Here is a 24,196-nt window from a genome sequence, read left to right as displayed (position 1 = left end):
ACATCACGCGTCATATCGGCTAAGATCGTGCGGTCGCGGCGCCGCAAAGCGGCCCGCCCTGGCCCCGCCACGAATCACGCTTTCATAATGTAATCAACGACATAGCGCAGCGCGCCCAATTGGGCCGCGGCTTTCGGAAACCATGCAAACCCAAACCCATCCGCTGATTGCGCCCACGCTCGGCACCGCCCGCAACCTGACGAGTTTCCACTACGGTCCCGGCGGCGGGCAGAAGATTTACATCCAGTCCTCGCTGCACGCCGACGAACTGCCCGGCATGCTGGTGTCCTGGGAACTGCGCCGCAAGCTGGCCGCGCTCGACGCCGCCGGCAAGCTGCGCGGCGAAGTCGTGGTCGTGCCGGTGGCCAATCCGATCGGTCTGAACCAGCACTTTCTCGGCCACCTGACCGGACGTTTCGAAACCAACACCGCGCAGAACTTCAACCGCAATTTCCATGATCTGTCGGCGCTGGTGCAGCCGGTCATCGAGTCGCGTCTGACCGACGACATCGACGCGAACCGCACGGCGATCCGTGCGGCGATGCGCGAAGCGCTCGACGCGCAGGAGCCGACCACCGAACTCGCGTCGCAACGTCTCGCGCTGCAAAAGCTCTCGTACGACGCGGACGTGGTGCTCGATCTGCATTGCGACTGGGAAGCCGCGATGCACCTGTACACGAACCCGGACCTGTGGGCGGAAGTCGAGCCGCTCGCGTGCTATCTCGACGCGAAGGCGTCGCTGCTCGCGCTCAACTCGGTGGGCAACCCGTTCGACGAAATCCACAGCTTCTGCTGGTCGGATCTGCGCGGCCGTTACGGCGAGCGCTTCCCGATTCCGAACGGCTCGATCTCGGTCACCGTCGAACTGCGCGGTCAGCGCGAGGTGTCGTACGAGTACGCTGAAAAAGACGCGCAGGCGATCATCGAATACCTGACCTCGCGTGGCGTGATCGACGGCAAGGCCGCACCGCTGCCGCCGCTCGAATTCGCCGCCACGCCGCTGGCGGGCGCCGAGCCGCTCGTCGCGCCGCAAAGCGGCGTGCTGGTGTATCGCTGCGAAGTAGGCACGTGGGTGGACGTCGGCCATGAAATCGCGGATATCGTCGACCCGCTGACGGACCGCGTGGTCACGGTGAAGAGCAGCGTGGCCGGCGTGCTGTACGCGCGGCACAGCACACGTTTTGCGACGGCCGGGCTGGAATTCGCGCGGATTGCCGGCTCGAAGGCATTCCGCAGCGGTTCGCTGTTGAGCAATTGAGCGTCATTGCGACGCGGCCGGTGTTGCACTAGCCGCTAGCCGCTCGCCACTAGTGGCTGCGCCTTTCGGTCTCTGTCCGAACGCCAGGCAACAAAGCAGATCGCCCGCTGAAATAGCGGGCGATCTGCGTTTACGCACCGTGTCAGGTGCCGCTCAGAAAGCCGGAATGATCGCGCCTTTGAACTGCGTGTCGATGTACTTGCGCACCTCGTCGGACTCGTACGCCGCGACCAGCTTCTTCACCCACGGCTGATTGCGATCCTGCACGCGCACCGCGATGAGATTCGCGTACGGACCTTTGATGTCCTCGATGGCGATCGCGTCTTTGGTCGGCTGCAGGCCGGCTTTGACCGCGTAGTCGGTATTGATCGACGCCGCATCCAGATCGTCGAGCGCGCGCGGCAATTGCGCGGCGTCGAGTTCGACCAGCTTGAGCTTCTTCGGATTCTCGACCACGTCGAGCGGCGTCGCGTTCACGCCGTTCGTGCCGACGCCCGGCTTGAGCCTGATCGCGCCGTACTTCTGCAACAGCAGCAGTGCGCGGTTGCCGTTGGACGGATCGTTCTGAATACCGACCTTCGCGCCTTCCGGCAAATCCTTCAGCGACTTGAATTTCTTCGAATAGAAGCCCATCGGCGACACATAGGTCAAGCCGACGTTGACGATCTTATAGCCGCGCTGCCTGATCTGACTGTCGAGAAACGGCTGATGCTGAAAACCATTGGCGTCGAGATCGCCCGCGTCGAGCGCCGCGTTCGGCTGCACGTAGTCGTTGAACTCGATGACCTTGAGGTTCAACCCGTCGCGCGCCGCCACCTTGGTGACGACCGACCATATCTGCGCATCGGGGCCACTCATCGTGCCGACCGTGATGCGTTTGTCGTCCGCGTGAGCGAACGCTGCCGTGAGCGAAAACGCGGCGACGGCGAGCAGATTCTGGATGAGTGTCCGGCGTTGCATGCTATTTCCCGTAATCGATTGAGGTGAATTTAACAAAAGACTGAATGAAGCCGCATCGTCACACGCCGTCGCGGCGCTGGAAAACCAATCGTTTTTCACACGCTTATATCCGCGCTTCGAGCAAAGCTTATACAGGCACTGCCTTGCGCAATTTCACCTTGCAAAGCCACGCCTTTGTCGCGCCAACACGACAGATAAAAAAAATAACCGCACTGTCACATACCTTACTCAGCGTTCCCTTAAATTTCGGGCCATCGCATGATCTGACCGAAGAGCCGGGCATCGCGATCGCCTAATTTTTAACCGGAGAAAGTCTTGAACAAGAAAGTATTGACCGCCGCTACGCTCGCCGTCTTCGCTACCGCCGCTCACGCGCAAAGCAGCGTCACACTGTACGGGTTGATCGACGCAGGTATCAGCTATGTGAACAACTCGAAGTCGGCCACCGGCAGCGACAAGCTCTTCAAGTACGACGACGGCGTGGCGCAAGGCAGCCGTTGGGGCCTGCGCGGCACGGAAGATCTCGGTGGCGGCCTGAAGGCGCTGTTCGTGTTGGAAAGCGGCTTTAACAGCGGCAACGGCACGCTCGGCCAGGGCGGCGCGATGTTCGGCCGTCAGGCTTACGTCGGTCTGTCGCAGAACAACGTCGGCTCGCTGACGTTCGGTCGCCAGTACTCGTTTTCCACCGACTACCTCGGCGGCAACTACTCGACCGGCGGCCTGACCGTCGCGGGTAACTACGCTTACCACATCAACGACGTCGACCAGTTGACGTCGAGCCGTATCAACAACTCGGTCAAGTTCAGCAGCGCGAACTTCTCGGGCCTGACGTTCGGCGCGATGTACGGCTTCTCGAACCAGGCTGGCGGCTTCGCCGGCTCGCCTGCTACGGGCACGACCGCTGCAACGGTTGCAGGTTCGTCGCGCGCTTACAGCTTCGGCGCGAACTACGCCAACGGCCCCTTCGGTCTGGGCGTCGCGTACACGGACATCCGTTACCCGGGTCAGGCATCGCCGGCCTTCTCGACCTCGCTGGCTAACGTGACGTTCCCGACGCTCGGCAACGGTCAGATCCAGGATCTGCGCACCTTCGGCGCTGGCGGCCGCTACGCTATCGGCGCAGCGACGCTGTGGGCGTTGTATACGAACACGCGCCTCGCACCGATCTCCGGTGAATCGACCACGTTCGCCGCGTACGAAGCAGGCGCGAAGTACGCGTTCACGCCGGCTATCACGGCAGGCGCCGGCTACACGTACATGCATCTGAGCGGCGCGAACACGGGTCACTGGAACCAGGTGAACCTGAGCGCCGACTACGCGCTCTCCAAGCGCACGGACGTGTACGCACTGGGTATCTATCAGATCGCGTCGGGCCATAACGGCACGCAGGATCTGCAAGCGCAGATCGGTTCGAGCACGAGCTACTTCAGCACGTCGGGCACGGGCGCGGACAACCAGCTGGCATTCCGCGTCGGCATCCGTCACAAGTTCTAAGCGGGTCCTGGACGGCGGGGAGCGCATGCGTTCCTGCCGTGCGGATTCGAAGCTTCTGGAAAACGCCCTGCGGGGCGTTTTTCTTTTTGCGGCATAGGCCGTCGCCCACGAAGCGGGCTCGCACGGCGCCCACCCGCTCAATCCAGAAGCGCGGGATTGTCGATCGCCCCCGTCAACAGCTCGACAAACGCCTGCACCACGCGCGGCAGCACGCGCCCGGCCATCGTCTGAATCTGCAGCGAGCGCTGGTGCAGTTCAGGATTACTGATCGGTATCGCGACGAGCCCATCCACTTCCAGCCGGCTGCGCACGGTCAGAAAACCCGTCACCGTGACGGCATCGGTTTGCAGCACGAAACTTTGCAGCGCCGCATGATAGTTGCTGACGAACACCGGATCGAACACGAGGCCTTCCAGGCTGCAGGAAATGTCGAATAGCTGACGGATCGTCACGCCCTGGTTGTCGATTGCGAGCGGCCACGGCAGCAGGTCCGCGAGCGAAACGGCGTCGCGCGCCGCGAGCGGATGATCACGCCGCACCAGCGCGAAAATCGGCGCGCGCTGCGCGTACACCACGTTGATGTCCGGCTCCGGCGCAATGCTGAAACACACCGCGATATCGGTAGTGCCGTCGCGCACGCGCTGCGTCGCCACCGATGGCGCCGACACTTCGAGTTGAAAATGCGTGGCCGGGTGCGTCTTCAGAAAACGCGCGAAAACCTGCGGCAGAAAATGCGGCGCGACGCCCTCCGAACTCGCGATGCGAATCGTCGCGCGGCCGCCGTTGCTCAGTCCACGAATTTCCTCGGTGACGCGCTCCGCGTCGAGCAGGCTACGCCGCGCGTGCTCGACGAGCAGACGCCCGGCGTCGCTCAACACCATGCCGCGCGGCCGCCGCTCGAATAGCGCCGTGCCGACGTCCTCCTCCAGCTTTGCGATCTGTCTGCTGAGCGCCGACACGGCGACGTACAAACGCCCCGACGCCTTGCTCAGCGAACCGCTGCGCGCCACTTCGAGAAAGTAGCGCAGCGCGGTGTTGTCCAACTGGCTCATGGTTTTTCCGCTTTGCCGTTTCGGCAACGATATCTGCCAAATATTGTAATTGTCCACAAATATCGTCCACCCCAAGATCGCGACATCGCTTCGAATCCAGCGCTCGCGCTCGCGGCGCGCCCCACCGGAGAACAACGTTGACCCGTGACTCGGCTATTCAACATGCGACGGAGCAGTACGATTCCGGCCGCTTTCTCGATGACCTCCAGCGCCGCGTCGCTTTCCGCACGGAGAGCCAGGAAGCCGACAGCGGCGAGCGCCTGCGCGCCTATCTGAGCGATGAAATCACGCCGACGCTGACGCAATGGGGCTTCACCTGCCGCATCGCCGAGAATCCGGTGGCGGGCGCGGGGCCGTTTCTGATCGCCCACCGGCATGAAGACGACGCGCTGCCGACCGTGCTGTCGTACGGCCACGGCGACGTGGTGCGCGGCTACGACGCGCAGTGGCGCGAAGGCCTCGCGCCGTGGCGCGTCACCGTCGACGGCGAGCGCTGGTACGGGCGCGGCACGGCGGACAACAAAGGCCAGCACAGCATCAACCTGGCCGCCCTGAAAGCGGTGCTCGATACGCGCGACGGCAAGCTCGGCTTCAACCTGAAGCTGCTGTTCGAAACCGGCGAGGAAGTCGGTTCGCCGGGACTTCACGAACTTTGCGCACAACTGCGCGACGAACTGGCCGCCGACGTGCTGATCGCATCCGACGGCCCGCGTCTGACCGCACAGCATCCCACGGTCTTTCTCGGCTCGCGCGGCCTCGTGAACTTCCGGCTCGACGTGAAGCTGCGCGACGGCGGCCATCACTCCGGCAACTGGGGCGGCCTGCTGCGCAACCCGGGCGTGGTGCTCGCCAATGCAATCGCGTCGATGGTCGACGCCAACGGCCGGGTGATGGTCGAAGGTCTGCGCCCGCCGCCGATGCCCGACGCGGTGCGCCGTGCGCTGGCCGGGCTCCAGGTGGGCGGCAATCCGGGCGAGCCCGCTGTGGATGCGGACTACGGCGAACCCGGCCTCACGCCGGCCGAGCGCGTGTTCGGCTGGAACAGTCTCGAAGTGCTCGCGTTTCGCACCGGCAATCCGGAGAAGCCGGTCAACGCGATTCCGCCGCACGCGTTCGCGCACCTGCAGATCCGTTTCGTAGTCGGCACCGACTGGCTGAATCTCGAACAGATCGTGCGCCGCCATCTCGACGAGCACGGCTTCGGCATGGTCGACATCGATGTCGAGCGCGGCGTGCCCGCGACCCGCGTCGATCCCGACAACCCATGGGTACAGTGGGCGTTGCGCTCGCTGCAGCAAACCACCGGCAAGCAGCCGGTACTGCTGCCGAACCTCGGCGGCACGCTGCCCAACGACGTGTTCGCCGACGTGCTCGGCATGCCGACGCTGTGGGTGCCGCACTCGTACCCCGGTTGCTCGCAGCACGCGCCGGACGAGCATCTGCTCGCTCCGGTGGTGCGCGAAGGATTGCGCATCATGTCGGGCCTCTTCTGGGACCTCGGCGTGCGCGATGCCGATGCCCCCAACAGCGCAGCCGCGCTTCCCACGCAACGCCGCCAGGGAGTCCCGTCATGAGCATCGATTCCGCCACAGTCGACGGCACGATCGCCGAACCCAAAGCGCGCTCGGGCGTATCGCGCCTGATCCTCGCGACGTCGATCGGCAATGCGCTCGAGTTCTACGATCTGATCGTGTACGGCTACTTCGCCACCACGTTGTCGCGGACCTTCTTTCCGGTCCACGACAAAACGGTGTCGCTGCTGCTCACGCTCGGCACCTTCGCGCTCTCTTATCTGGCGCGGCCGATCGGCGCGCTCGCGCTCGGCTCGTTCAGCGACCGCAAAGGCCGCAAGGCGTCGCTCACGCTGTCGATCGGGTTGATGACGCTCGGCACCGGCATGGTCGCGCTGATGCCCTCGTATGCCGCAATCGGCCTGCTCGCGCCGATCGGCATTTTTGCTTCACGGCTATTGCAGGGCTTTTCGGCCGGCGGCGAGTTCGGCAGTTCGACGGCGTTTCTGATCGAGCATGCGCCGGCTCGCAAAGGCTTCATGGCAAGCTGGCAGTTCTCCAGCCAGGGCGCGAGCACACTGATCGCGTCCGCGTTCGGCGCGGTGCTGACCGGCGCACTCACGCAATCGCAACTCGACGACTGGGGCTGGCGTATTCCGTTCCTGTTCGGCATGCTGATCGGGCCGGTCGGACTCTACATTCGCCGCCGGATCGACGAAACGCCGGAGTTCGAACGTGCGGAGAAATCCGCCTCGCCGGTGCGCGAATTGCTGGCAACGCAAAAGGAGCGCGTGCTGGTCTCGATCGGCTCGCTCGTGCTCACGACCACGGCCAACTACATGCTGCTATACATGCCGACGTATGCGGCCCGGCAACTCGGCCTCGCGCCGTCGTCCGGCTTCATCGCGACGCTGCTGGCCGGCTGCATCATGATGGTGTTGACGCCGATCGTCGGCCACTGGTCGGACAAGGTGGGCCGCATCCGCATCATGCTGGGCGCAGGCGTGCTGTTCTTCCTGACGGTCTATCCGGCGTTCATGTTCATGAACGCGCATCCGTCGCTGGGGACGCTGCTCGCCGCCGTCGTATGGGTCGCGCTCCTGAAGGCCACCTACTTCGCGCCGATTCCCGCGTTGATGTCCGAACTCTTTCCGACCCGCACACGCACCACCGGCATGGCGCTCGGCTATAACATCGGCACGACCGTGTTCGGCGGCTTCACGCCGCTCGCCGTCGCGGCGCTGATCGCCGCGACCGGCAACAATCTCGCGCCCGGGCTCTATCTGATGCTCGCGGCCGTGATCAGTCTTTTCACTATCGTATGGGCCCGCGTTCGTCTGAATGCGCGTTGAACCGACAGGACTCTATTCATGCAAGAAGATTTGCAACAGGCAGTGCAGTTCGCAGTGGATCACGAATCGCTTTGGGACCGTCACGTCGACGGCGCGTGGGGCGTGCACGTCAACGATCCGCCGCCGTGGAACCGGCTGCTCGGTCCGGTGCACGATCGCGGCCCTGTGTCGGGCACGATCGCGGTGGACGGCCGCGTGCTCACTTCATGGGGCGAGCCCGATCGCGCCGATCTGACCTTCAGCGTCGCGAAGATGTACCTCGCGCTGCTGGCCGGAATCGCGCACGATCGCGGCTTGCTGCCGGACGTGGACGAACCAGTGCGCGTGCGGGTGCCCGGCATCGGCTTCGACGATGCGCACAACGCTGACGTGACCTGGGCGCACCTGCTGCAACAGACGAGCGAATGGCAAGGCACGTATTTCGGCCTGTCGGATCAGGCAGACCACTATCGCGCCGTCAATTTCGCCGCGCCGCCCGATGGCAAAAAAGGCGAGCTGCGTCCGCTGCAACGCCCCGGCACGTACTGGGAATACAACGACGTGCGCATCAACCAGCTTTCGCTGGCGCTGCTGCATCTGTTCCGGCAACCGCTGCCCGAGGTGTTCCGCGAAGCGATCATGCGCCCGGCCGGCGCGAGCGAAAACTGGCAATGGGTCGGTTACGACCATGCGTGGGTCGAGATCGACGGTCGGCGCATGCAGTCCGTTCCGGGCGGCACGCACTGGGGCGGCGGCATGTCGGTCAGCGCGAACGATCAGTTGAAAGTCGCGCAACTGCTGCTGAACGACGGCGTCGTGAACGGCCGGCGGATTCTGTCCAGCGAGTGGATCGCGCGGATGCGTACGCCATGCGCGATCGCACCGTTTTACGGCTATCTGGTTTGGCTCAATACCGATCGCAAGGTTTTCCCGAGCGTGCCGGCATCAAGTTATTTCGGCGTGGGCGCGGGCAGTTCATTTACGTGGATCGAGCCCGAGCGCCGGATGACGGTGATCGTGCGCTGGTTGAACCCGGCCGCCGCCAACGAGTTCTTCGGGCTCGTTCTCAATGCGGTCGATGCGATCTGTGTCGATTGATGCTTCGTGTGTGCGATTTCAGGCCGCTGGGTGAAGGTTGATGAGTCTTCGCCTTCGCTCACCCGGCGGCCCTGAAAGACCGTAACAACTCGATTGAACGCAAGCATGAGTGCGAGCGCGGCCGATTCGCGCCGCACTCACGGCCTCCACACCACTCACTCCATTACGCCGCCTTGGCGAGTTCCGCGTCGATAGCGGTGACGAGACGCGGATCATCCGCCGTGACGTCGGGCGAAAAGCGGCCGACCACTTCGCCGTTGCGGCCGATCAGGAATTTTTCGAAATTCCACAGCACGTCCACGCGATTTTCCGGATCGACGCCATAGCCCTTCAATTTTTCACGGAAAGGCCCTTCGCCGGTCGCGGCGGGTCGCGCTTCAGTCAGGCGCGCGTACAGCGGATGTTGATCTCCTCCGAGCACGGAGATTTTCGAAAAGAGCGGGAAATGCACGTCATAGCTCGTGCTGCAAAACGCGGCGATCTCGCCGTCGCTGCCCGGCTCCTGGCCCTTGAAGTTGTTGGCGGGAAAGCCGAGCACTTCCAGACCCGACGCGCGTTTGTCCTGATACAGCTTTTCGAGGCCGCTGTATTGCGGCGTGAGCCCGCATTTCGACGCGACGTTGACGACGAGCAGCACCTTGCCCTCATAATCGGCAAGGCTCGCTGCATTGCCGTCGATTGTTTTCAGCGGAATATCGAATAGCGCTTCTGCCATGGAGCCTCCTGGTTGAAGATGGGCCGCTCGTCAGCGTGATCGTGAGCCGAACGCGTGAGTCGAACGGTGAAGCGATCCAGCTTACCCGATCCGCCGCGTTTCGGCAGAAGGCGCTCCGAGGCATCCTGTGCGCTCAACGAGACGCGCAGTCTTCACGACCGGCAAGCCGCACCTCGATCAATCACCCGCCCTCGCGCCTTCACCCGGCGTCTTTCGGACTGATGGTGTACCTCAGCATTCTTTCGCGCGACGCCGCGAGCAATCGCGTCATCGCCGCGGACGCGGCCTCCGGTTCCCGCGCGACGATCCCGCTGCGCACCGCGTCGTGCAGTTCGATATCTTCGCTGGGCCGCGCAGCCTGCCGCAGCAGCATCTCGGACGACACCCGCAACGCGGCCTTGATCGCGCTGCCGATCGTGATGAACATGCCGTTCTGCGACATCGCGATGATCGCCATGTGGAACTCCAGCACCGCTTCGCCCACGGCGCGTACATCCGATTGCGCGGCCGGCGACGCGTAGGCGTCCGCCAGCTCACGGTAGCGGCGCTCGATCAGTTGCAGGTCGTCGTCGCTGCCATGGCGCGCCGCCAGAAAGCTCGCGCGCGGCTCGAAGCACAGGCGCATCTCGAAGATGTCTTCGACGATCTTCGAATCGAACTGCGCATTGAGCCGCCACGCGAGCACGTCGCGGTCGAGCAGATTCCAGTCGGAGAACGGCAGCACGCGGGTGCCGATTTTCGGCGTCACCTCGATCAGCCGCTTGCCGGTGAGCTGCTTGATCGCCTCACGGATAGTGGTACGACTCACGCGGTACTCGCTGCACAATTCGCTTTCGACGGGGAGCAGATCGCCCGGACTGAATTCGCCCGAGACGATCCGCATGCCGACGATTCTCGCGACCTGTGCCGTCATCGTACCGACGACGGGCTCACGCTCGAACATCACCCCTCCTTCGTAGACGCCCGCTTCGATCAACCTAGCCGCGCTTTGCCGCAGTCGTGACGATCACGTTCCACGAGCCCGGCTTCAGACGCGCGGTGATCTTCTCACCGTCGACCACCACACGGGCGTTGGTCTCGGGCACGACCGTCAACGGCGCTTCGCGCGTGTTCACCGCCTTCATGTTCGCGTGATGAAGTTCGAGCGCGTGATCGAGCGTGCGTTCGGCGCCGAGGCCGCGCAACTCGATGTTCAGGTCCATCTCGTCGGTCAGGTGCCGGTTCAATGCGAAGATCGTCGTGGTGCCGCTCGCCCGGTCATCGACCACGGCCGCGCACAGGTAGGCGATCTCGGGGAAAGTCTCTGCCTCGTATGACGGCGACTCGATCACCGGCTTGAGGACGCGGCCATGACCGAACTTCGACGCCTGCGCGAACGGATAGAAAATCGTCTGCCGCCACGCCGCGCCGCCCGGCTCGGTCATGATCGGGCCGATCACATTGACGAGCTGCGCGAGACAGGCGGTCTTCACGCGATCGGCGTTGTTCATCATCGTGATCAGCGCGCCGCCCACCAGCAGCGCGTCCTCGGCGTTGTAGACCTCTTCGATCAGGCGCGGCGCGCTCGGCCAGCCGGGCTTGCGCAGATCGTTGATCGAGCGGGCCTTGTACCAGACGTTCCATTCGTCGAACGACAGCATGATGCGTTTGGTCGAATGCTTGCGCGCGGCCACGCTGTCCGCCACCGCGACGATCTCCTTGATGAACAGGTCCATCACGTCGATGTTGCCGAAGAACTCCGCCGTGGAGTCGTGACGGTTTTCGAAGTACGTGTGCAGCGAAATGAAGTCGACCTGATCGAAGCAGTGTTCGAGCACGCGGTCTTCCCACGCGCCGTAAGTCGCCATTTCATGGGTCGAGGATCCGCACGCCGCAAGCTGGATGGTGGGATCGACCGCGCGCATCAGCTTGGCTGTTTCGAGTGCGACGCGGCCGTATTCGTCGGCGGTCTTGCGGCCGATTTGCCACGGCCCGTCCATCTCGTTGCCGAGGCACCAGAACTTGATGTCGTGCGGCTTTTCGTAACCATGCTCATGACGCAGATCCGATAGCGCGGTGCCGCCCGGATGATTGCAGTACTCGACGAAATGCCGCGCTTCGTCCGGTCCGCGCGTGCCGAGGTTGACCCCGTACATCGGCTCGATGTCGAGCTCGCGGCACCAGTCGATGAATTCATTGGTGCCGAACTGGTTGGTTTCGACCGAATACCACGCGAGATCGAGGCGCTTCGGCCGCTTCTCTTTCGGACCGACGCCGTCTTCCCAGTTGTAGCCCGACAGGAAGTTGCCGCCGGGATAGCGGACGATCGTCGCTCCGAGTTCGCGCGTCAGTTCCATCACGTCTTTGCGATAGCCACGCTCATCGGCTTCGGGGTGGCCCGGTTCGTAGATGCCGGTGTACACGCAGCGGCCCATATGTTCGACGAAGGTGCCGAACACGCGCCGGTCAAGGTCCGCGACGACAAAATCGCGGTCGACGACGAGGCGGGAAGTAATCATGGTGAGAGGTCCTCTTGTGAGATCGACGAGGCGCGCCGCCCGATGCGGCGCGCTGGCTGACAAGTTCGGCCGCCGGGCGGCAATTACCTGGACAACAGCTTGTTGACGCGGTCTTCCGCGTCCTTCTGAACCGCCGGAATCGGCTTGCCGGAGGTCAGCATGTTGCTGACCTCGCTGCCGACAATCTCCTGAATCGCGAACTGGCGCGGCACCGTGTTCGGCAGCGAATAGCCCGTCGACGAGATTTCCTTGATCGACGAACGATGCGGCAACGCGTTGAATGCTGCGCTATCGATGACGGACTGGCGCGCCGGCAGATGCCCGGTGCGCGCCCAGTCGGCGTCGTGGTCGTAGAGGAACTTGAGGAACACGAACGCGGCGTGGCGCGTCTTGTCGTCCTTCGCGCCGCCCTTGAGCATGACCCACGAATGGCCGTCGGCCCACACCGCCTTCTTCTGGAACAGGTTCGGGAACGGCACGACGTCATAGCCATTGTTGGCGAGCGGCGAGTCCGACTTCTTCGCCAGGTTGGTCAGGTCTTCGATCACCCAGGTCCCGCAGATCAGCACGCCGGCCTTGCCGTTCATGAACGCCTGGTTCGATGCGCCGTAGTCGAGATTCGGCGTGATGTCGCCCGCCTTCATCAGAGCGTCGAGCAGTTGCAGCGCGTTCGTCACGGGCTTGCCCTGCAGATCGATCTTCGTCGGTCCGGACGGAAACAGCGTGCCGTTGTGCTGATACACCATCGTGTAGAGCGAACGCGTCTGCGCGGCGCTCTCGTTCGCGATCGGCATCGTGATGTACGGCAGGCCGGTCTTGTCCTTGAACTGCTTCGCCTGTTTGAGCAGTTCGTCAGGCGTGGTCGGCAGGATCGGCTTGCCGCTCGCATCGACCAGACCCGCCTTTTTGAACAGATTGACGTTGATGTGCCAGAGCCACGAATGCGTGTCGAACGGCAACGCGTAGGTCTTGTCGCCGAATGTGACGCCACGGTGCGCGTGGCCCGTGAAGTCCTTCGTATCGACGCCGACCGATTTGAAGCCGTCGTCGAGCGGCTCGACGAGCTTGCGCTTCACGTAGTCGCCGAGCACGGCTTCGTGCATCACCGAAATGGTCGGCACGTCATGGCTGAGAATGCGCGCGTCGATCTGCGTATAGTAAGGATTCCATTCGATGATCTGCGGCTTGACGACGATGTCTTCCTTGTTCGTCGCATTGAACTGGTTGACCAGCGTCGTGATGATGCCGCACTCGCCCGCCGCTTTGCTCACGTCGTTCACATTGCCGTATTCAGCGTCGCAGGCGCCAAAGAAACGCGACAGCGTAATTTCGGTTTTGGCCTGCGCCGGCGCCGTCAGGCCGGCCGTCAGACTCAGCAAGGCGAGCGAAAGCGCACCGCGCACGAGCGATCTTTTCATCGTTGTCTCCTAGGTCGATAATGAGCCGCGTCTTTCCGAACGACTGTGCGCGGCTGCCGGGTGGTCATTGGCGTGACCGGTTGTGCTTCGGTTGTGCTTCGCCAAGCTCGACTACCGCACCGTGGTGCCCGCCACCGCCGCCACGATGTACTTCTGGAAGAACAGATACAGCACGAAGATCGGCAGGCCGGCGAACACCGCTTGCGCCATCAGATAACCAATCCCCTCGGACTGTGCGAAATTGCCCTGTGTCGATGCGAGGCCAATAGTCAGCGTGTACATCTCCGGCTTCGATGCCGACACGAGCGGCCACAGGTAGTCGTTCCACGCGCTGAGAAACGTGAAGATCGCGAGCGTCGCCTGCGCGGGGATCGACAGCGGCAGCACGATGCGCCAGAACACCTTGAAGCGCGACGCGTTGTCGAGCAACGCCGCTTCCTCGATATCCACGGGCACCGCCTTGAAGTACTGCGTCATCAGATACACGCCGAACGGCGACGCGAGGCGCGGCAGAATCAGCGCACCATAGGTGTTGTGCCAGTCGAGCGAGGCGAAGATGCTGTGCAGCGGAATCACGAGCGCCTGCTCGGGAACCGCGAGCCCGGCGAGGCAGATTACATACAGCCAGCGCTTGCCCGGAAAGTTCGTGCGCGCGAAACCGTAACCCGCGAGCGATGCGATGACGAGCGTCAGGAACGTCTGGCCCAGCGCGACGATCACGCTATTGATCAACCAGCCGCCCACCGCCGATGTGCCGATGATGCTCGTATAGTTCTGCAGCGTGAACGGCGGCGAGAACAGCACATCGGTATGTTGCTGAAGGAACGCGTTCGGCTTGAACGACAGCGCGAACACCCACACGAGCGGCGCGATCCAGACGAGCGCGAGCAGCACGACGGCGCCGAGCATCACGCGCTCGCCGAAACGGCCCGCGAGCGAGCCGCGCGAGCGTTGCTCGGGAGAAGGACTCGGGGCGGATTTGAGTGCGGCGGTGCTCATGCGGAATCCTTTCTGCGAACGATCCATGCCTGCGCGGCGATGCCCAGCAGCATCAATGCGAACAGCACCTGCGCCGCGGCTGCCGAGTAGCCGAATAGCCATTGACGGAAGCCGGATTCGTAAATGAACTGCACCAGCGGACGCGATGCGTTGTTAGGACCGCCGTCGGTCAGCAGTTGCGCCTGACCGAATAGCTGGAACTGGAACACCGCTTCGATTACCGCGACCAGCGCGACGGTGCGCCGGATCGACGGCAGCGTGATCGACGCGAAGGTGCGCCAGCGCGTTGCGCTGTCGAGCGCGGCTGCTTCATACAGCTCCTGTGGAATCTGTTGAAGCGCGGCGAGGAACAGCATCATCGGCAGGCCGACGATCCACCATACGGTGACGATCGCGATCATCGGCAGCGCGGTGGCTTCGTGCACGAGCGGCACGTACTCGGGAAGGTTCAGCGCGTGGCTCACGTCGGCGAGCAGTCCGTGGCCGGGCATCAGCACGAGCTTCCAGACCAGCGTGACGATCGTGACCGACAGCACCGACGAGCCGAAGAAAATCGCCCGCAACGCCGCGCAAAACCGGCCCGGCCGGTTGAGCACGAGCGCGAGTGCGAGACCCAGCGCGACGAACATCGGCACCGTCATGAACACGAAGTAGAACGTGTTGCGCACGGCGCCGCGAAAGATCGGATCGGCCGCGAGGTCGACGTAATTCTTGATGCCGATGAACTCGCTCGTGCCGGCGAGCAGGTCGACGTTTTGCAGGCTCAGCCACCAGCCGTACCCGAGCGGCACGACCAGCAGCAACACGTAGACGACCACGAACGGCAGCACGAACAGGCCGTTCGACCAGGACGCGAGGGGATTACTGAAACGGCGTTGCCGCGCCTTCGGCATACCGGCCGCCAGCGAGCGCTCAGCCGCCATGATGCGCCGTCCCGCTTGCGTCGAACAGATGCAGATGAGCGGCGTCTATGCTCATACGGAGCGGGTCGCCGGCCTGCAATTCGTATTCGCGTGGAATCTCGATCACGATTAGCTGATTGCTCGCGAGACTCACGTGCGCGAGCGAGCGATCGCCGAGCCGTTCGATGAATTCGGCGCGGCCGCCGAGCGGACCGTTCGCGTCGATCACCACGTGCTCGGCGCGAATGCCGAGCGTGAGCTGGCCCAATGGCAAACCGCCGGCCGCGATGGTGGTGGGAATGACGACATTGTCGACCGGCAGGCGCACGAGCAGACGGCCGCCGTTATCGCCCGCGGGCTCGACGTCGATAAAGTTCATGGCCGGTGCACCGATGAATCCCGCGACGAAGCGCGTGGCCGGACGGCGGTAGATGTCGAGTGGCGCACCGATCTGCTCGATGCGTCCGCGATTCATCACGACGATGCGCGTGGCAAGCGTCATCGCTTCGATCTGGTCGTGCGTGACGAAGATCATCGTCGAACTGAGACGGCGATGGATGCGGGCAAGCTCGACTCTCGTGCGGGTGCGCAGCGACGCATCGAGATTCGACAATGGCTCATCGAACAGGAATGCTTCGGGCTCCTTAACCACCGCACGGCCAATCGCCACCCGTTGACGCTGACCACCCGACAATTGTGCGGGACGACGCTTGAGCAACGCATCGAGTTCGAGCATACGGGCCGCTTCGGTAATGCGCCGCTCGATCTCGCTCGCGGCGACACCCGTATTGCGCAGTCCGAACGCCATGTTGTCGTAGACCGTCATGTGCGGATAGAGCGCGTAGTGCTGGAACACCATCGCGACATCGCGCCTCGCCGGTGGCAGGTTCGTGACCTCGCGGCCGCCAATGCTGATCTGCCCTTCGCTGACGTTTTCGAGTCCGGCGATCATGCGCAGCAGAGTCGACTTGCCGCAGCCGGAGGGGCCTAGAAAGACGAGGAATTCGCCTTCGTGGATATTGAGGTCGAGACCCGTGATCACTTCCGTCTCGCCATACCGCTTTGTCACGCCGTTGAGCTGAATGCCCGTCACCGCGCCTCCTTGGGTTATGTCCCGGAACTGCTGTCTCTGTCTGCTTTGATATTATGAAAATATAATAAGGTAGCCTGATTGGAGACGTCCAATCCCTGTTTCGATATCGAGGTATTCGGGTTTCGGTATGCGCATGCGTATTGGATCGCACTGCGATGCTTCGATTCGGGCTTGAGGACGCTGATCAGGGTGCAGAGCCCCGCGCCGACATTGGCTGTCAGGAGAATTGTGAAGAATCGGCAAGGGTTAACGAGCCCGCGCTCGAATAGCCGATCAAGCAACGGCGAGGCGGGCTCTTTTATATTTCTTTTTCTTACGTCGCGCGGGGCGCGTGCAGCGCTGAGCGCACGACGAAGGTAATCACAACCGCAAACACCAGCGTCGCCGCGAGAAAGTACAGGCCGGCGGCGAGGCTGCCGGTCGCATCCTTGATGAGCCCGATTCCGTACGGCCCCAGATAACCGCCGAGATTGGCGAGCGAATTGATCGTCGCAATGCCGACGGCCGCACTCGCGCCGGTCAGGAACTGACCCGGCAGCGCCCACACCACTGCCTGGATCGAATACAGCGAAAACGCCGTCAGGCAGATGAAGATGAATTGCAGCAGCGGCGCTTGCGCCCACGCGCTGGCCGCCATCGTCACGGCCGCGAGAGCGGATACGACGACGATGTGCCAATAACGCTCGCCGTGACGATCCGAATGACGCGGCACCAGATACAGACCCACCACGGCGAACAGATACGGCACCGCCGACAGCAGACCCGTGGTCGAATCGCTGACGCCAAATGCCTTGATGATGGTCGGCAGCCACAACGACAATCCGTAGATGCTCAACGGAAACGGCAGAAACAGCAGCGCCAGCAGCAGCACGCGTTTGTCCTTCAGCGCGGCGAGCGGATTGCGATGCGATTCGAGCCCGTAGGACGCGTGATCGGTAGCCAGTTCACGTTCGATCCACGCACGATCTGCCGACGCGAGCCAGTGCGCGCGGGCGGGCGACTCCGGCAGAAGACGCAGCGTGGGCCAACACAGCAGCACGGCCGGCAATCCGCTCAGCACGAACAGGATCTGCCAGTTCGACAGACCGAACGCGCCATGCGTCGACAACACCATGCCCGCAATCGGCCCGGTCACGATGCCGGCAATGGGCTGCGCCAGCACGAGCAGCCCGATGATGCGCGCGCGGTGCCGCATCGGAAACCATTTGGTCAGGAAATAAAGAATGCCGGGATAAAGGCCCGCCTCCGCGGCGCCTAGCAGAAAGCGCAATGCGTAGAAGCTCCGTGGCCCTTCCACGAGCGACATCGCCATCGTGATGACGCCCCACGTGAACAGGATGCGCGCGAACCACACGCGTGCGCCGAAGCGTTCCAACGCGAGATTGCTCGGTACTTCGCACAGAAAATAGCCGATGAAGAACAGGCCCGCGCCGAGGCCGTAAGCCGCGTCGCTCAGGCCGATCGCCGCATTCATGTGCAGCTTCGCGAAACCGACCACCGAGCGGTCGATATAAGCGACCACATAAATCAGCGCGAGAAATGGAATCAGTCTGCGCGTCAGCATCCCGACGATGCGTTGCTCGTCGCCCTGCTCCACATGCGAAGGCGCAGCAACCTGCTGCGCGCCGGCCGGCTTGGTGCTCATTGCACTGTCTCCATCGATTAGGGTGGTGTCGTGTGGATGCGCGACGCGGCCTGCATGTCCGTAGGCGCCTTTGCGCCGGCCAGCAGTGCGACGCGACGGCGCGAGCGCGCGCGCGACTGTTGCGTCGCTGCGCGCGACCCGCGCGTGGTGCGCGTGAAACTCGGGGTTCTGATCAGACCGCGTGTAACCGCCGCCTGGCGGTTACACGGCTCACTCGACTCAGCGCGACATGCGTCGCCGAGCCTATGACGTCAATGAGAATGTCGCGGCACGGCGGCGCCGCGGCAACCAACGAGGAAATCGAGGTCGCAGCCTTCATCGGCCTGCAGCACGTGATCGACGTACAGGCGCTGATAACCGCCGCCAGCCGGCGCCTGCGGCGGCACATGTTGCGCCATGCGGCGCTCCAGTTCCGCGTCGCTGATATCCAGATGCAGCGTGCCGGCATCGCAATCGAGTTCGATCCAGTCGCCGTCCTGCACGGCGGCGAGCGGCCCGCCCGCCGCCGCTTCCGGCGTCACGTGCAAGACCACCGTGCCATAGGCGGTGCCGCTCATGCGCGCGTCCGAAATCCGCACCATGTCCTTCACGCCCTGGCGCAGCAGCTTCGGCGGCAGCCCCATGTTGCCCACTTCGGCCATGCCCGGATAACCCTTCGGGCCGCAGTTCTTCATCACCATGACCGAATTGGCGTCGACGTCGAGGTCTTCGTCGACGATACGCGTCTTGTAGTGCTCGAGGTTTTCGAACACCACCGCGCGTCCGCGATGCTTGAGCAGACTGGGCGTGGCCGCCGACGGCTTGAGCACCGCGCCGCGCGGCGCAAGATTACCGCGCAGCACGCGAATGCCGCCATCGGCGACGAGCGGGTTGTCGAGCTGGCGGATGACTTCGTCGTTGGTGTTGGGCGCGTCCTTGACGTTGTCCCACAGCGATTTGCCGTTGACGGTCAGCGCACCGGGATGCGGCAGCAGGTCCGCTTCACCGAGCCGGCGCAGCACCGCCGGCAGACCGCCCGCGTAATAAAACTCTTCCATCAGGAAGCGGCCCGACGGCATCAGGTCGACGATCGTCGGCGTATCGCGGCCGATACGCACCCAGTCGTCGAGTTCGAGATCGACGCCCATGCGACCGGCAACCGCCTTCAGATGAATCACCGCATTGGTCGAGCCGCCGATCGCGGCATTGGTGCGAATCGCGTTCATGAAGGCCTCGCGCGTCAGGATCTTCGACAGCTTGAGGTCTTCGTGTGCCATCTGAACGATACGGATTCCTGACATATGGGCGAGCACATAGCGGCGCGAATCGACCGCGGGGATCGCTGCGTTATGCGGCAGCGACGTGCCGAGCGCTTCGGCCATGCACGCCATCGTCGAGGCCGTGCCCATCGTGTTGCAGGTGCCCGCCGAGCGCGACATGCCGGCTTCGGCCGAGAGGAACTGATGCAGGTCGATCTCGCCCGCCTTCAGCGATTCGTGCAGTTGCCACACTGCGGTGCCCGAACCGATGTTCTTGCCGTCGAGCTTGCCGTTCAGCATCGGACCGCCGGTGACGACGATCGCCGGCACGTCGCAACTCGCCGCGCCCATCAGCAGCGCGGGCGTGGTCTTGTCGCAACCGGTGAGGAGCACGACCGCGTCGATCGGATTGCCGCGGATCGCTTCCTCGACGTCCATCGCCGCGAGATTGCGCGTGAGCATCGCGGTCGGACGCAGGTTCGATTCGCCGTTTGAAAACACCGGGAACTCGACCGGAAACCCGCCCGCTTCGTAGACGCCACGCTTCACGTGCTCGGCGATCTTGCGAAAGTGCGCGTTGCACGGCGTGAGTTCCGACCAGGTGTTGCAGATGCCGATGACCGGACGGCCATCGAATTCGTGATCGGGAATGCCCTGATTCTTCATCCAGCTTCGATACATGAAGCCGTTCTTGTCGGCCGTGCCGAACCATTCAGCCGAACGCAATTTCCGCTTATTTTCCGACATGCCTATTTCCTTGATGCACGTGCCGGGGCACAGCACCGGCCAGTTTGACCTAACCGGCGCGGCGCGACCGGCGAGATGACGATTAAGCGGCTGGCTACAGCGCGTTCCGCGCTGTCTCGGGCCTCGCAAAGCTCTGGAATGCGGATCACGGAAGGCTGTCGCTCAATTTATGGGACTGCTGAAGTGTACGGAGCAGGCCGATATCTTTCCAATTAAATTTTTGGCGGTATCGATATCAGTTTTGGTATCAGAGGGTGGGACGTGCGCGGGATGGGCGTCCCGCGAAGGTGCGACACAGATAGACGCTGAATTCGCGGTCCCGCAATTGGTCATCCTCTGGCGAAGCCGATCGGCCCGCCTCAAGCGTATCAGCGAAAGAACGGCAGCGCGAGAAACAGCTTGATGACGATCGCGTTGACGATGTCCATGAAAAACGCGCCGGTCATCGGGACGATCAGGAACGCGATGTGGGAATGGCCGAAACGGTTGGTAATCGCCTGCATGTTGGCGATGGCGGTGGGCGTCGCGCCCATGCCCAGGCCGCAATGCGCGGCGCTCAGCACGACCGCGTCGTAGTTGCGCCCCATCACTGGGAACGTCACGAACACCGCATACAGCGCCATCAGCAGCGTCTGCGCGACGAGGATCGCGATGACCGGCACCGCGAGCGCCGCGAGTTCCCACAGGTCGAGTCTCATCAGCGCCATCGCCAGAAACAACGCGAGGCTGACATTGCCCACGAGCGCGACCGCATGCTGATCGAGTTGCACCCGCACGAGCGACAGCCCATTGTTCAATAGCACGCCGACGAACAGCACGCAGACGAACGTAGGCAATTCGAAGACGGTCCCGGCCAGCCACTCGGCCACCACCTCGCCCACGGTCAGACACACGGAGATCAACGCGAGCGTCGTGATGATCGCAGCGGGCGTAGTGGGCTGCTGGGCTTTGGGCTCTTCGAAGACCAGCGTCTCGTTCTCGCGATCGGAAATACGCCGCCTTTCGTCGTCGCCGATTCGACGCATGAGCAGGCGTGAAATCGGACCGCCGAGCACCCCGCCGATCACCAGCCCGAACGTCGCGCAGCCGATGGCGATTTCCGTGGCCGAGTTCAGCCCATGATGCTCGGTGAAGACCTGACTCCACGCGGCGCCCGTGCCATGACCGCCCGACAGCGTGATCGATCCGCCGAGCAGTCCGAAGAGCGGATCGACGCCGAGCGCGAAGGCGAGCAACACGCCGACCACGTTCTGCAGTATCAGCAGTCCACTGACGAGCGCGAGAAATCGGATCAGCACGGGCCCACCCGCCTTCAGGCTGGAAATATGCGCATTGAGACCGATGGTCGAGAAGAACGCGAGCATGAGCGGCACCTGCAGCGCGGGCTCGAAGCGCACTTCGATACGCGTCGTAAGACGTATCAGCAGCACACCGACGGCAACGATGAGCCCACCGGCCACCGGTGCGGGAATCGAGTAGGTGCGCAGCACGGTAATCCACTGAATCAGCTTCTCGCCGAGAAGCAGGACGAGCGAGGTCGCGACCAGAGTTCCGTATACGCCGATATTCATGAATGACCTCCCGACCGGAAGCGCAATCACGTCTTATCCCTTGGGCGTGCCGCCGTGGCGGGATCGGGTCGACCCGGGATTGCGCGAGCAATAGACGACCGCCGACCTGGGCAGGCGAGCGGATTATTTTCTATTCACGTACGGGCACATCGACAACCATGCTTCATGTTAGCCATTCCGCCGGCTCAGGGTAGAAATTTCCTTGACCCGCCACAATCCGGGCATCATGTCACGTCACTGGTCGCGTTGAAGTCTGCTACGCTGCGCCCTTCTCCTTCACTACCTCGCATTGAACCCGATGGAAACCCCTTTCAACGATCGCGGCGTGTCGGTCACGCGCAATGCACTCTCGTCCGCCGGCCAGGTTTTTCCGCTGCGCGATATCGTCGGCGTGCAGGTCGTCACCGTACAGAAGAACAAGGTCTTGCCGGTGACGATCTCGGTGCTCGGCCTGATCGGCGCGATTGCCGGCGTGATCTTCGGTTCGCCGGCGGGCATTGTGTGCGGCGTGATGCTGGTCGCGGTCGGCTGGCTCACCTGGGCCACGCAGGACATCACGCATCGGCTGATGGTGCAGACAGCCGACGGCGAACGCGAGGCGCTGATGAGCACCGATCGCGAATTCGTCGAGCGGGTGGGCGCGGCGGTGGACGAAGCGAAAGCGGCGGCGGTGCAGAAGGCGTGACGCCGTCCACGTTTGTACGACACTCGCTCATTAGCACAAGCTCGTTAACACAAATTTGATTCGCGCAGCCGCAGCTTTTGCGTGCCATTGAGGCGCGCCTGATTAAAGTGGAGCGGGTATCGACAACGCGCGCCGCCTCTGCGGGTCGGCGCAACCATGATGCTCACTTCAGTCGCCACGTCTGACATCTCCGTGCCGCGCGTTTCGCGCATCGGCCACCGCGCCGCCCATCCGATGGTTCCGCTCGTCGTTATCGACGTGACCGTGCCCGGCACGTCGTCGGCCCTTGCGCGGCGAGCATTGCATGCCGCGCTCGGCGGCGATCTGCGTCTCTACATCGTGACCGTCGACCAGCTGCGCGAGCACATCGTCTTTCGCATCGAAGTGACCTCGCGCAGTGTCGACGACGTGATCGGTGTGCTGAGCGCCACCCTCGAGCGCGCGACGCTGGGCCGCGCGCATGCGACCATGATTCGAGCTTCGCGCCCGGATTGAAGCAGGCCGATGCAGGCGCGTACCGGCGCCTGACTCACCGCGAGCAAACCTTTACACATCTTGGCAATTGTGCCCGACGGGCCATGTAGAGTCGCCGCTTCCATTGTTGCGTTCCTTCTTGCAGGGTGTCTTCGCTTTGATGTGGCTTGAGCGTGTCTCCATCCGCGGCCGCTCGTGAATTCCGTCGAGGCTGGCTTGTATGAGCGATCAGTCTGCCTCGCGCTTGCTCCGCACACGCCGCGAGTCGGCTTCACGCCGACACGAAACACCCCCAGGCATTGCGATGCATTGCCCCGCAAGAAGACCGCGCCTTATAGCGAAGCGTGATCCATGCCCCTGTCATCTCTTCATGCCGCGCGGCGGCCTCGTCGTCCGCTTTGGCAAACTCGCCTCCGCGCCGGTTTGCGTGCCCTCCATCAGCGTCTCGCTTGCATGGCGGCGTGCGCGGCCACCGCCCTCGCCGGTTGCGCCGCCACCTTCCCCGTGCCCACGCCGCCCCCGCCCACGGCCATGCTGATCAACGGCGGCAACGACGGCCTGCTGATTCCGCTGCATGTGGAGCGTGCCGACGAGGGTCACGCGCGCCTCGGCCTGCCGGTCCAGCTCGACGGCAAACCGTTGTACGTCGCACTGGACACCGGCACGCAAGGGGTGCGGATCCTGAAGTCGACGCTGCCAGGTTCGAACTACACGCGCGCCGGCGACGTCACGTCGCTCTCGTTCGCGAACGGCGCCGAAGTGGTGGGCGCCACGCTCACGCTGCCGTTCAGCGTGGCCGGCACGAAGCCGGCGCCGATCGCCGCGCAGGCAGTCGACGTGGTGCGTTGTCTGCCGGGCGCGAAGCGTTGCGTCGCGATGGACGGCTACACCGGCGAATTCGGTTGGGCGTTCTCCGGGATTGCCGGCATCGGCGCGGACCTGCCGGGCGATAACTGCTGCACGCCGCCACTGCGCGTGTTGCCGGGCAACATCGGGCAGCGCTATCTGGTGCGCTCGAACTTCGCGAAGCCTTACCTCGTGCTGAGTCCGTCGAATGCGATGACGAAGGACTACACGATGCTGCCGCTGGCGGCATCGAAAGACGGTGCGACGCAATGGCCGACCGGCTGCGTGCGTGTCGCCGACAAGATGACCTTCTGTGCGCCGCTGGTGTTCGCCACCGGCAGCTCCGGCATGATCCGCATCGAAACGGACAAGACGCCGAACTGGACCGGCGACGACGACGTCGGCAACGTGCTCAATCGCGGCAACTACGAGGCGGCGATCGGCGTGGGTTCGTGGACGCACCACTACGAGAGTGCGCAAGTCACGATCGTCAAGGCGAAGCCGAACGCGAACCGCATCGTGGTGGGTCTGATGGCGATGCAGAACATCGACGTGCTGTTCGATTTCCAGCGCGGCGAGTTGGGTCTGCATGCGGCGAACGCGAGCGAAAGTTTCGCGCCGTGAGATTGCGCGCGCGATAAAAAAGGCCGTGCGGTTCAAA

General features: G+C 63.4%; 21 protein-coding genes. 9 read left to right on the top strand and 12 right to left on the bottom strand.

Annotated features, from left to right (window positions below; genetic code table 11):
* Window positions 1-142: 142 nt before the first annotated feature.
* The gene (locus tag ACZ9H4_RS18355) at window positions 143-1,258 is read left to right on the top strand and encodes a succinylglutamate desuccinylase/aspartoacylase family protein (RefSeq protein WP_408142839.1); all 1,116 of its coding nucleotides are present in this window, start codon (window positions 143-145) and stop codon (window positions 1,256-1,258) included.
* Window positions 1,259-1,411: 153 nt separating this feature from the next.
* Here ACZ9H4_RS18355 and ACZ9H4_RS18350 read toward each other — a convergent pair whose 3' ends face one another.
* Window positions 1,412-2,218, bottom strand: coding sequence for a MetQ/NlpA family ABC transporter substrate-binding protein (locus ACZ9H4_RS18350; RefSeq protein ID WP_408142841.1), 807 nt, complete (start codon window positions 2,216-2,218; stop codon window positions 1,412-1,414).
* A 44-nt stretch (window positions 2,219-2,262) separates the two neighbouring features.
* On the opposite strand from ACZ9H4_RS18350, the gene ACZ9H4_RS18345 reads away from it, so the two are divergent.
* Window positions 2,263-2,514 (top strand): hypothetical protein, encoded by a 252-nt coding sequence (locus tag ACZ9H4_RS18345; RefSeq protein WP_476120125.1) that lies wholly within the window; start codon window positions 2,263-2,265, stop codon window positions 2,512-2,514.
* A gap of 19 nt (window positions 2,515-2,533) precedes the next feature.
* The gene (locus tag ACZ9H4_RS18340; RefSeq protein WP_408142845.1) at window positions 2,534-3,712 is read left to right on the top strand and encodes a porin; all 1,179 of its coding nucleotides are present in this window, start codon (window positions 2,534-2,536) and stop codon (window positions 3,710-3,712) included.
* 137 nt (window positions 3,713-3,849) lie between these two features.
* On the opposite strand, the gene ACZ9H4_RS18335 is transcribed toward ACZ9H4_RS18340, so the two are convergent.
* Window positions 3,850-4,755 (bottom strand): LysR family transcriptional regulator, encoded by a 906-nt coding sequence (locus ACZ9H4_RS18335; RefSeq protein WP_476120387.1) that lies wholly within the window; start codon window positions 4,753-4,755, stop codon window positions 3,850-3,852.
* A gap of 146 nt (window positions 4,756-4,901) precedes the next feature.
* Between ACZ9H4_RS18335 and ACZ9H4_RS18330 the strand changes: the two genes are divergently transcribed.
* The 3 genes from ACZ9H4_RS18330 to ACZ9H4_RS18320 are packed head-to-tail and all read left to right on the top strand — an operon-like array spanning window position 4,902 to window position 8,704.
* Window positions 4,902-6,338: a M20 family metallopeptidase gene (locus ACZ9H4_RS18330; protein WP_408142847.1), complete on the top strand. Its 1,437-nt coding sequence runs from the start codon at window positions 4,902-4,904 to the stop codon at window positions 6,336-6,338.
* Complete coding sequence (locus tag ACZ9H4_RS18325) at window positions 6,335-7,627, top strand: MFS transporter (RefSeq protein ID WP_408142849.1); 1,293 nt, start codon at window positions 6,335-6,337, stop codon at window positions 7,625-7,627. The genes ACZ9H4_RS18330 and ACZ9H4_RS18325 overlap by 4 nt, the downstream gene beginning before the upstream one ends.
* An 18-nt stretch (window positions 7,628-7,645) precedes the next feature.
* Window positions 7,646-8,704 carry a serine hydrolase domain-containing protein gene (locus tag ACZ9H4_RS18320; RefSeq protein ID WP_476120123.1) on the top strand — a complete coding sequence of 353 codons (1,059 nt, stop codon included), beginning with the start codon at window positions 7,646-7,648 and terminating at the stop codon, window positions 8,702-8,704.
* Between the two features lie 163 nt (window positions 8,705-8,867).
* Here the strand turns inward: ACZ9H4_RS18320 and ACZ9H4_RS18315 are convergent, their stop codons facing one another.
* From ACZ9H4_RS18315 to gltS, 10 genes are all read right to left on the bottom strand, one after another.
* Window positions 8,868-9,419: a glutathione peroxidase gene (locus ACZ9H4_RS18315; protein WP_408153177.1), complete on the bottom strand. Its 552-nt coding sequence runs from the start codon at window positions 9,417-9,419 to the stop codon at window positions 8,868-8,870.
* 199 nt (window positions 9,420-9,618) lie between these two features.
* Window positions 9,619-10,362, bottom strand: coding sequence for a FadR/GntR family transcriptional regulator (locus ACZ9H4_RS18310; RefSeq protein ID WP_408142854.1), 744 nt, complete (start codon window positions 10,360-10,362; stop codon window positions 9,619-9,621).
* Between the two features lie 34 nt (window positions 10,363-10,396).
* On the bottom strand, window positions 10,397-11,917 hold the full coding sequence (gene arfA, locus ACZ9H4_RS18305; RefSeq protein ID WP_408142856.1) for an arabinosylfuranosidase ArfA: 1,521 nt from the start codon (window positions 11,915-11,917) through the stop codon (window positions 10,397-10,399).
* Between the two features lie 83 nt (window positions 11,918-12,000).
* Entirely contained in the window at window positions 12,001-13,335 is a 1,335-nt protein-coding gene (locus ACZ9H4_RS18300; protein ID WP_476120120.1) for an extracellular solute-binding protein, read from the bottom strand.
* 111 nt (window positions 13,336-13,446) lie between these two features.
* Window positions 13,447-14,334: a carbohydrate ABC transporter permease gene (locus ACZ9H4_RS18295; protein ID WP_408142859.1), complete on the bottom strand. Its 888-nt coding sequence runs from the start codon at window positions 14,332-14,334 to the stop codon at window positions 13,447-13,449.
* Window positions 14,331-15,257 carry a carbohydrate ABC transporter permease gene (locus ACZ9H4_RS18290; protein WP_408142861.1) on the bottom strand — a complete coding sequence of 309 codons (927 nt, stop codon included), beginning with the start codon at window positions 15,255-15,257 and terminating at the stop codon, window positions 14,331-14,333. Before ACZ9H4_RS18290 ends, ACZ9H4_RS18295 begins: the two co-directional genes overlap by 4 nt.
* A complete protein-coding gene (locus ACZ9H4_RS18285) occupies window positions 15,247-16,329 on the bottom strand; it encodes an ABC transporter ATP-binding protein (protein WP_408142863.1) in 1,083 nt (360 codons plus the stop codon). Before ACZ9H4_RS18285 ends, ACZ9H4_RS18290 begins: the two co-directional genes overlap by 11 nt.
* A 313-nt stretch (window positions 16,330-16,642) precedes the next feature.
* Window positions 16,643-17,974 (bottom strand): MFS transporter, encoded by a 1,332-nt coding sequence (locus ACZ9H4_RS18280; protein WP_408142865.1) that lies wholly within the window; start codon window positions 17,972-17,974, stop codon window positions 16,643-16,645.
* Window positions 17,975-18,225: 251 nt separating this feature from the next.
* Window positions 18,226-19,959: an IlvD/Edd family dehydratase gene (locus ACZ9H4_RS18275; RefSeq protein WP_476120116.1), complete on the bottom strand. Its 1,734-nt coding sequence runs from the start codon at window positions 19,957-19,959 to the stop codon at window positions 18,226-18,228.
* A gap of 368 nt (window positions 19,960-20,327) precedes the next feature.
* Window positions 20,328-21,530: a sodium/glutamate symporter gene (gene gltS / locus ACZ9H4_RS18270; RefSeq protein ID WP_408142869.1), complete on the bottom strand. Its 1,203-nt coding sequence runs from the start codon at window positions 21,528-21,530 to the stop codon at window positions 20,328-20,330.
* 298 nt (window positions 21,531-21,828) lie between these two features.
* Here gltS and ACZ9H4_RS18265 point away from each other — a divergent pair, with 298 nt between their 5' ends.
* The 3 genes from ACZ9H4_RS18265 to ACZ9H4_RS18255 all read left to right on the top strand — a co-directional run bounded on the left by ACZ9H4_RS18265 (window position 21,829) and on the right by ACZ9H4_RS18255 (window position 24,159).
* Window positions 21,829-22,215: a DUF6232 family protein gene (locus ACZ9H4_RS18265; protein ID WP_408142871.1), complete on the top strand. Its 387-nt coding sequence runs from the start codon at window positions 21,829-21,831 to the stop codon at window positions 22,213-22,215.
* Window positions 22,216-22,371: 156 nt separating this feature from the next.
* Window positions 22,372-22,710 carry a hypothetical protein gene (locus ACZ9H4_RS18260; protein WP_408142873.1) on the top strand — a complete coding sequence of 113 codons (339 nt, stop codon included), beginning with the start codon at window positions 22,372-22,374 and terminating at the stop codon, window positions 22,708-22,710.
* Window positions 22,711-23,040: 330 nt separating this feature from the next.
* Window positions 23,041-24,159, top strand: coding sequence for a hypothetical protein (locus tag ACZ9H4_RS18255; protein ID WP_476120113.1), 1,119 nt, complete (start codon window positions 23,041-23,043; stop codon window positions 24,157-24,159).
* Window positions 24,160-24,196 lie beyond the last annotated feature (37 nt).

Source organism: Paraburkholderia sp. TE9906, assembly GCF_056279605.1.
Note: the sequence above shows the minus strand (reverse complement) of the source record. Positions and strands in the feature narration are given on the sequence as shown.

Coding starts and splice junctions, on each gene's coding strand:
- ACZ9H4_RS18355 (WP_408142839.1), top strand. CDS start 143: ATGCAAACCCAAACCCATCCGCTGATTGCGCCCACGCTCGGCACCGCC.
- ACZ9H4_RS18350 (WP_408142841.1), bottom strand. CDS start 2,218: ATGCAACGCCGGACACTCATCCAGAATCTGCTCGCCGTCGCCGCGTTT.
- ACZ9H4_RS18345 (WP_476120125.1), top strand. CDS start 2,263: ATGAAGCCGCATCGTCACACGCCGTCGCGGCGCTGGAAAACCAATCGT.
- ACZ9H4_RS18325 (WP_408142849.1), top strand. CDS start 6,335: ATGAGCATCGATTCCGCCACAGTCGACGGCACGATCGCCGAACCCAAA.
- ACZ9H4_RS18320 (WP_476120123.1), top strand. CDS start 7,646: ATGCAAGAAGATTTGCAACAGGCAGTGCAGTTCGCAGTGGATCACGAA.
- ACZ9H4_RS18315 (WP_408153177.1), bottom strand. CDS start 9,419: ATGGCAGAAGCGCTATTCGATATTCCGCTGAAAACAATCGACGGCAAT.
- ACZ9H4_RS18310 (WP_408142854.1), bottom strand. CDS start 10,362: ATGTTCGAGCGTGAGCCCGTCGTCGGTACGATGACGGCACAGGTCGCG.
- arfA (WP_408142856.1), bottom strand. CDS start 11,917: ATGATTACTTCCCGCCTCGTCGTCGACCGCGATTTTGTCGTCGCGGAC.
- ACZ9H4_RS18300 (WP_476120120.1), bottom strand. CDS start 13,335: ATGAAAAGATCGCTCGTGCGCGGTGCGCTTTCGCTCGCCTTGCTGAGT.
- ACZ9H4_RS18295 (WP_408142859.1), bottom strand. CDS start 14,334: ATGAGCACCGCCGCACTCAAATCCGCCCCGAGTCCTTCTCCCGAGCAA.
- ACZ9H4_RS18290 (WP_408142861.1), bottom strand. CDS start 15,257: ATGGCGGCTGAGCGCTCGCTGGCGGCCGGTATGCCGAAGGCGCGGCAA.
- ACZ9H4_RS18280 (WP_408142865.1), bottom strand. CDS start 17,974: ATGAGCACCAAGCCGGCCGGCGCGCAGCAGGTTGCTGCGCCTTCGCAT.
- ACZ9H4_RS18275 (WP_476120116.1), bottom strand. CDS start 19,959: ATGTCGGAAAATAAGCGGAAATTGCGTTCGGCTGAATGGTTCGGCACG.
- gltS (WP_408142869.1), bottom strand. CDS start 21,530: ATGAATATCGGCGTATACGGAACTCTGGTCGCGACCTCGCTCGTCCTG.
- ACZ9H4_RS18265 (WP_408142871.1), top strand. CDS start 21,829: ATGGAAACCCCTTTCAACGATCGCGGCGTGTCGGTCACGCGCAATGCA.
- ACZ9H4_RS18260 (WP_408142873.1), top strand. CDS start 22,372: ATGATGCTCACTTCAGTCGCCACGTCTGACATCTCCGTGCCGCGCGTT.
- ACZ9H4_RS18255 (WP_476120113.1), top strand. CDS start 23,041: ATGCCCCTGTCATCTCTTCATGCCGCGCGGCGGCCTCGTCGTCCGCTT.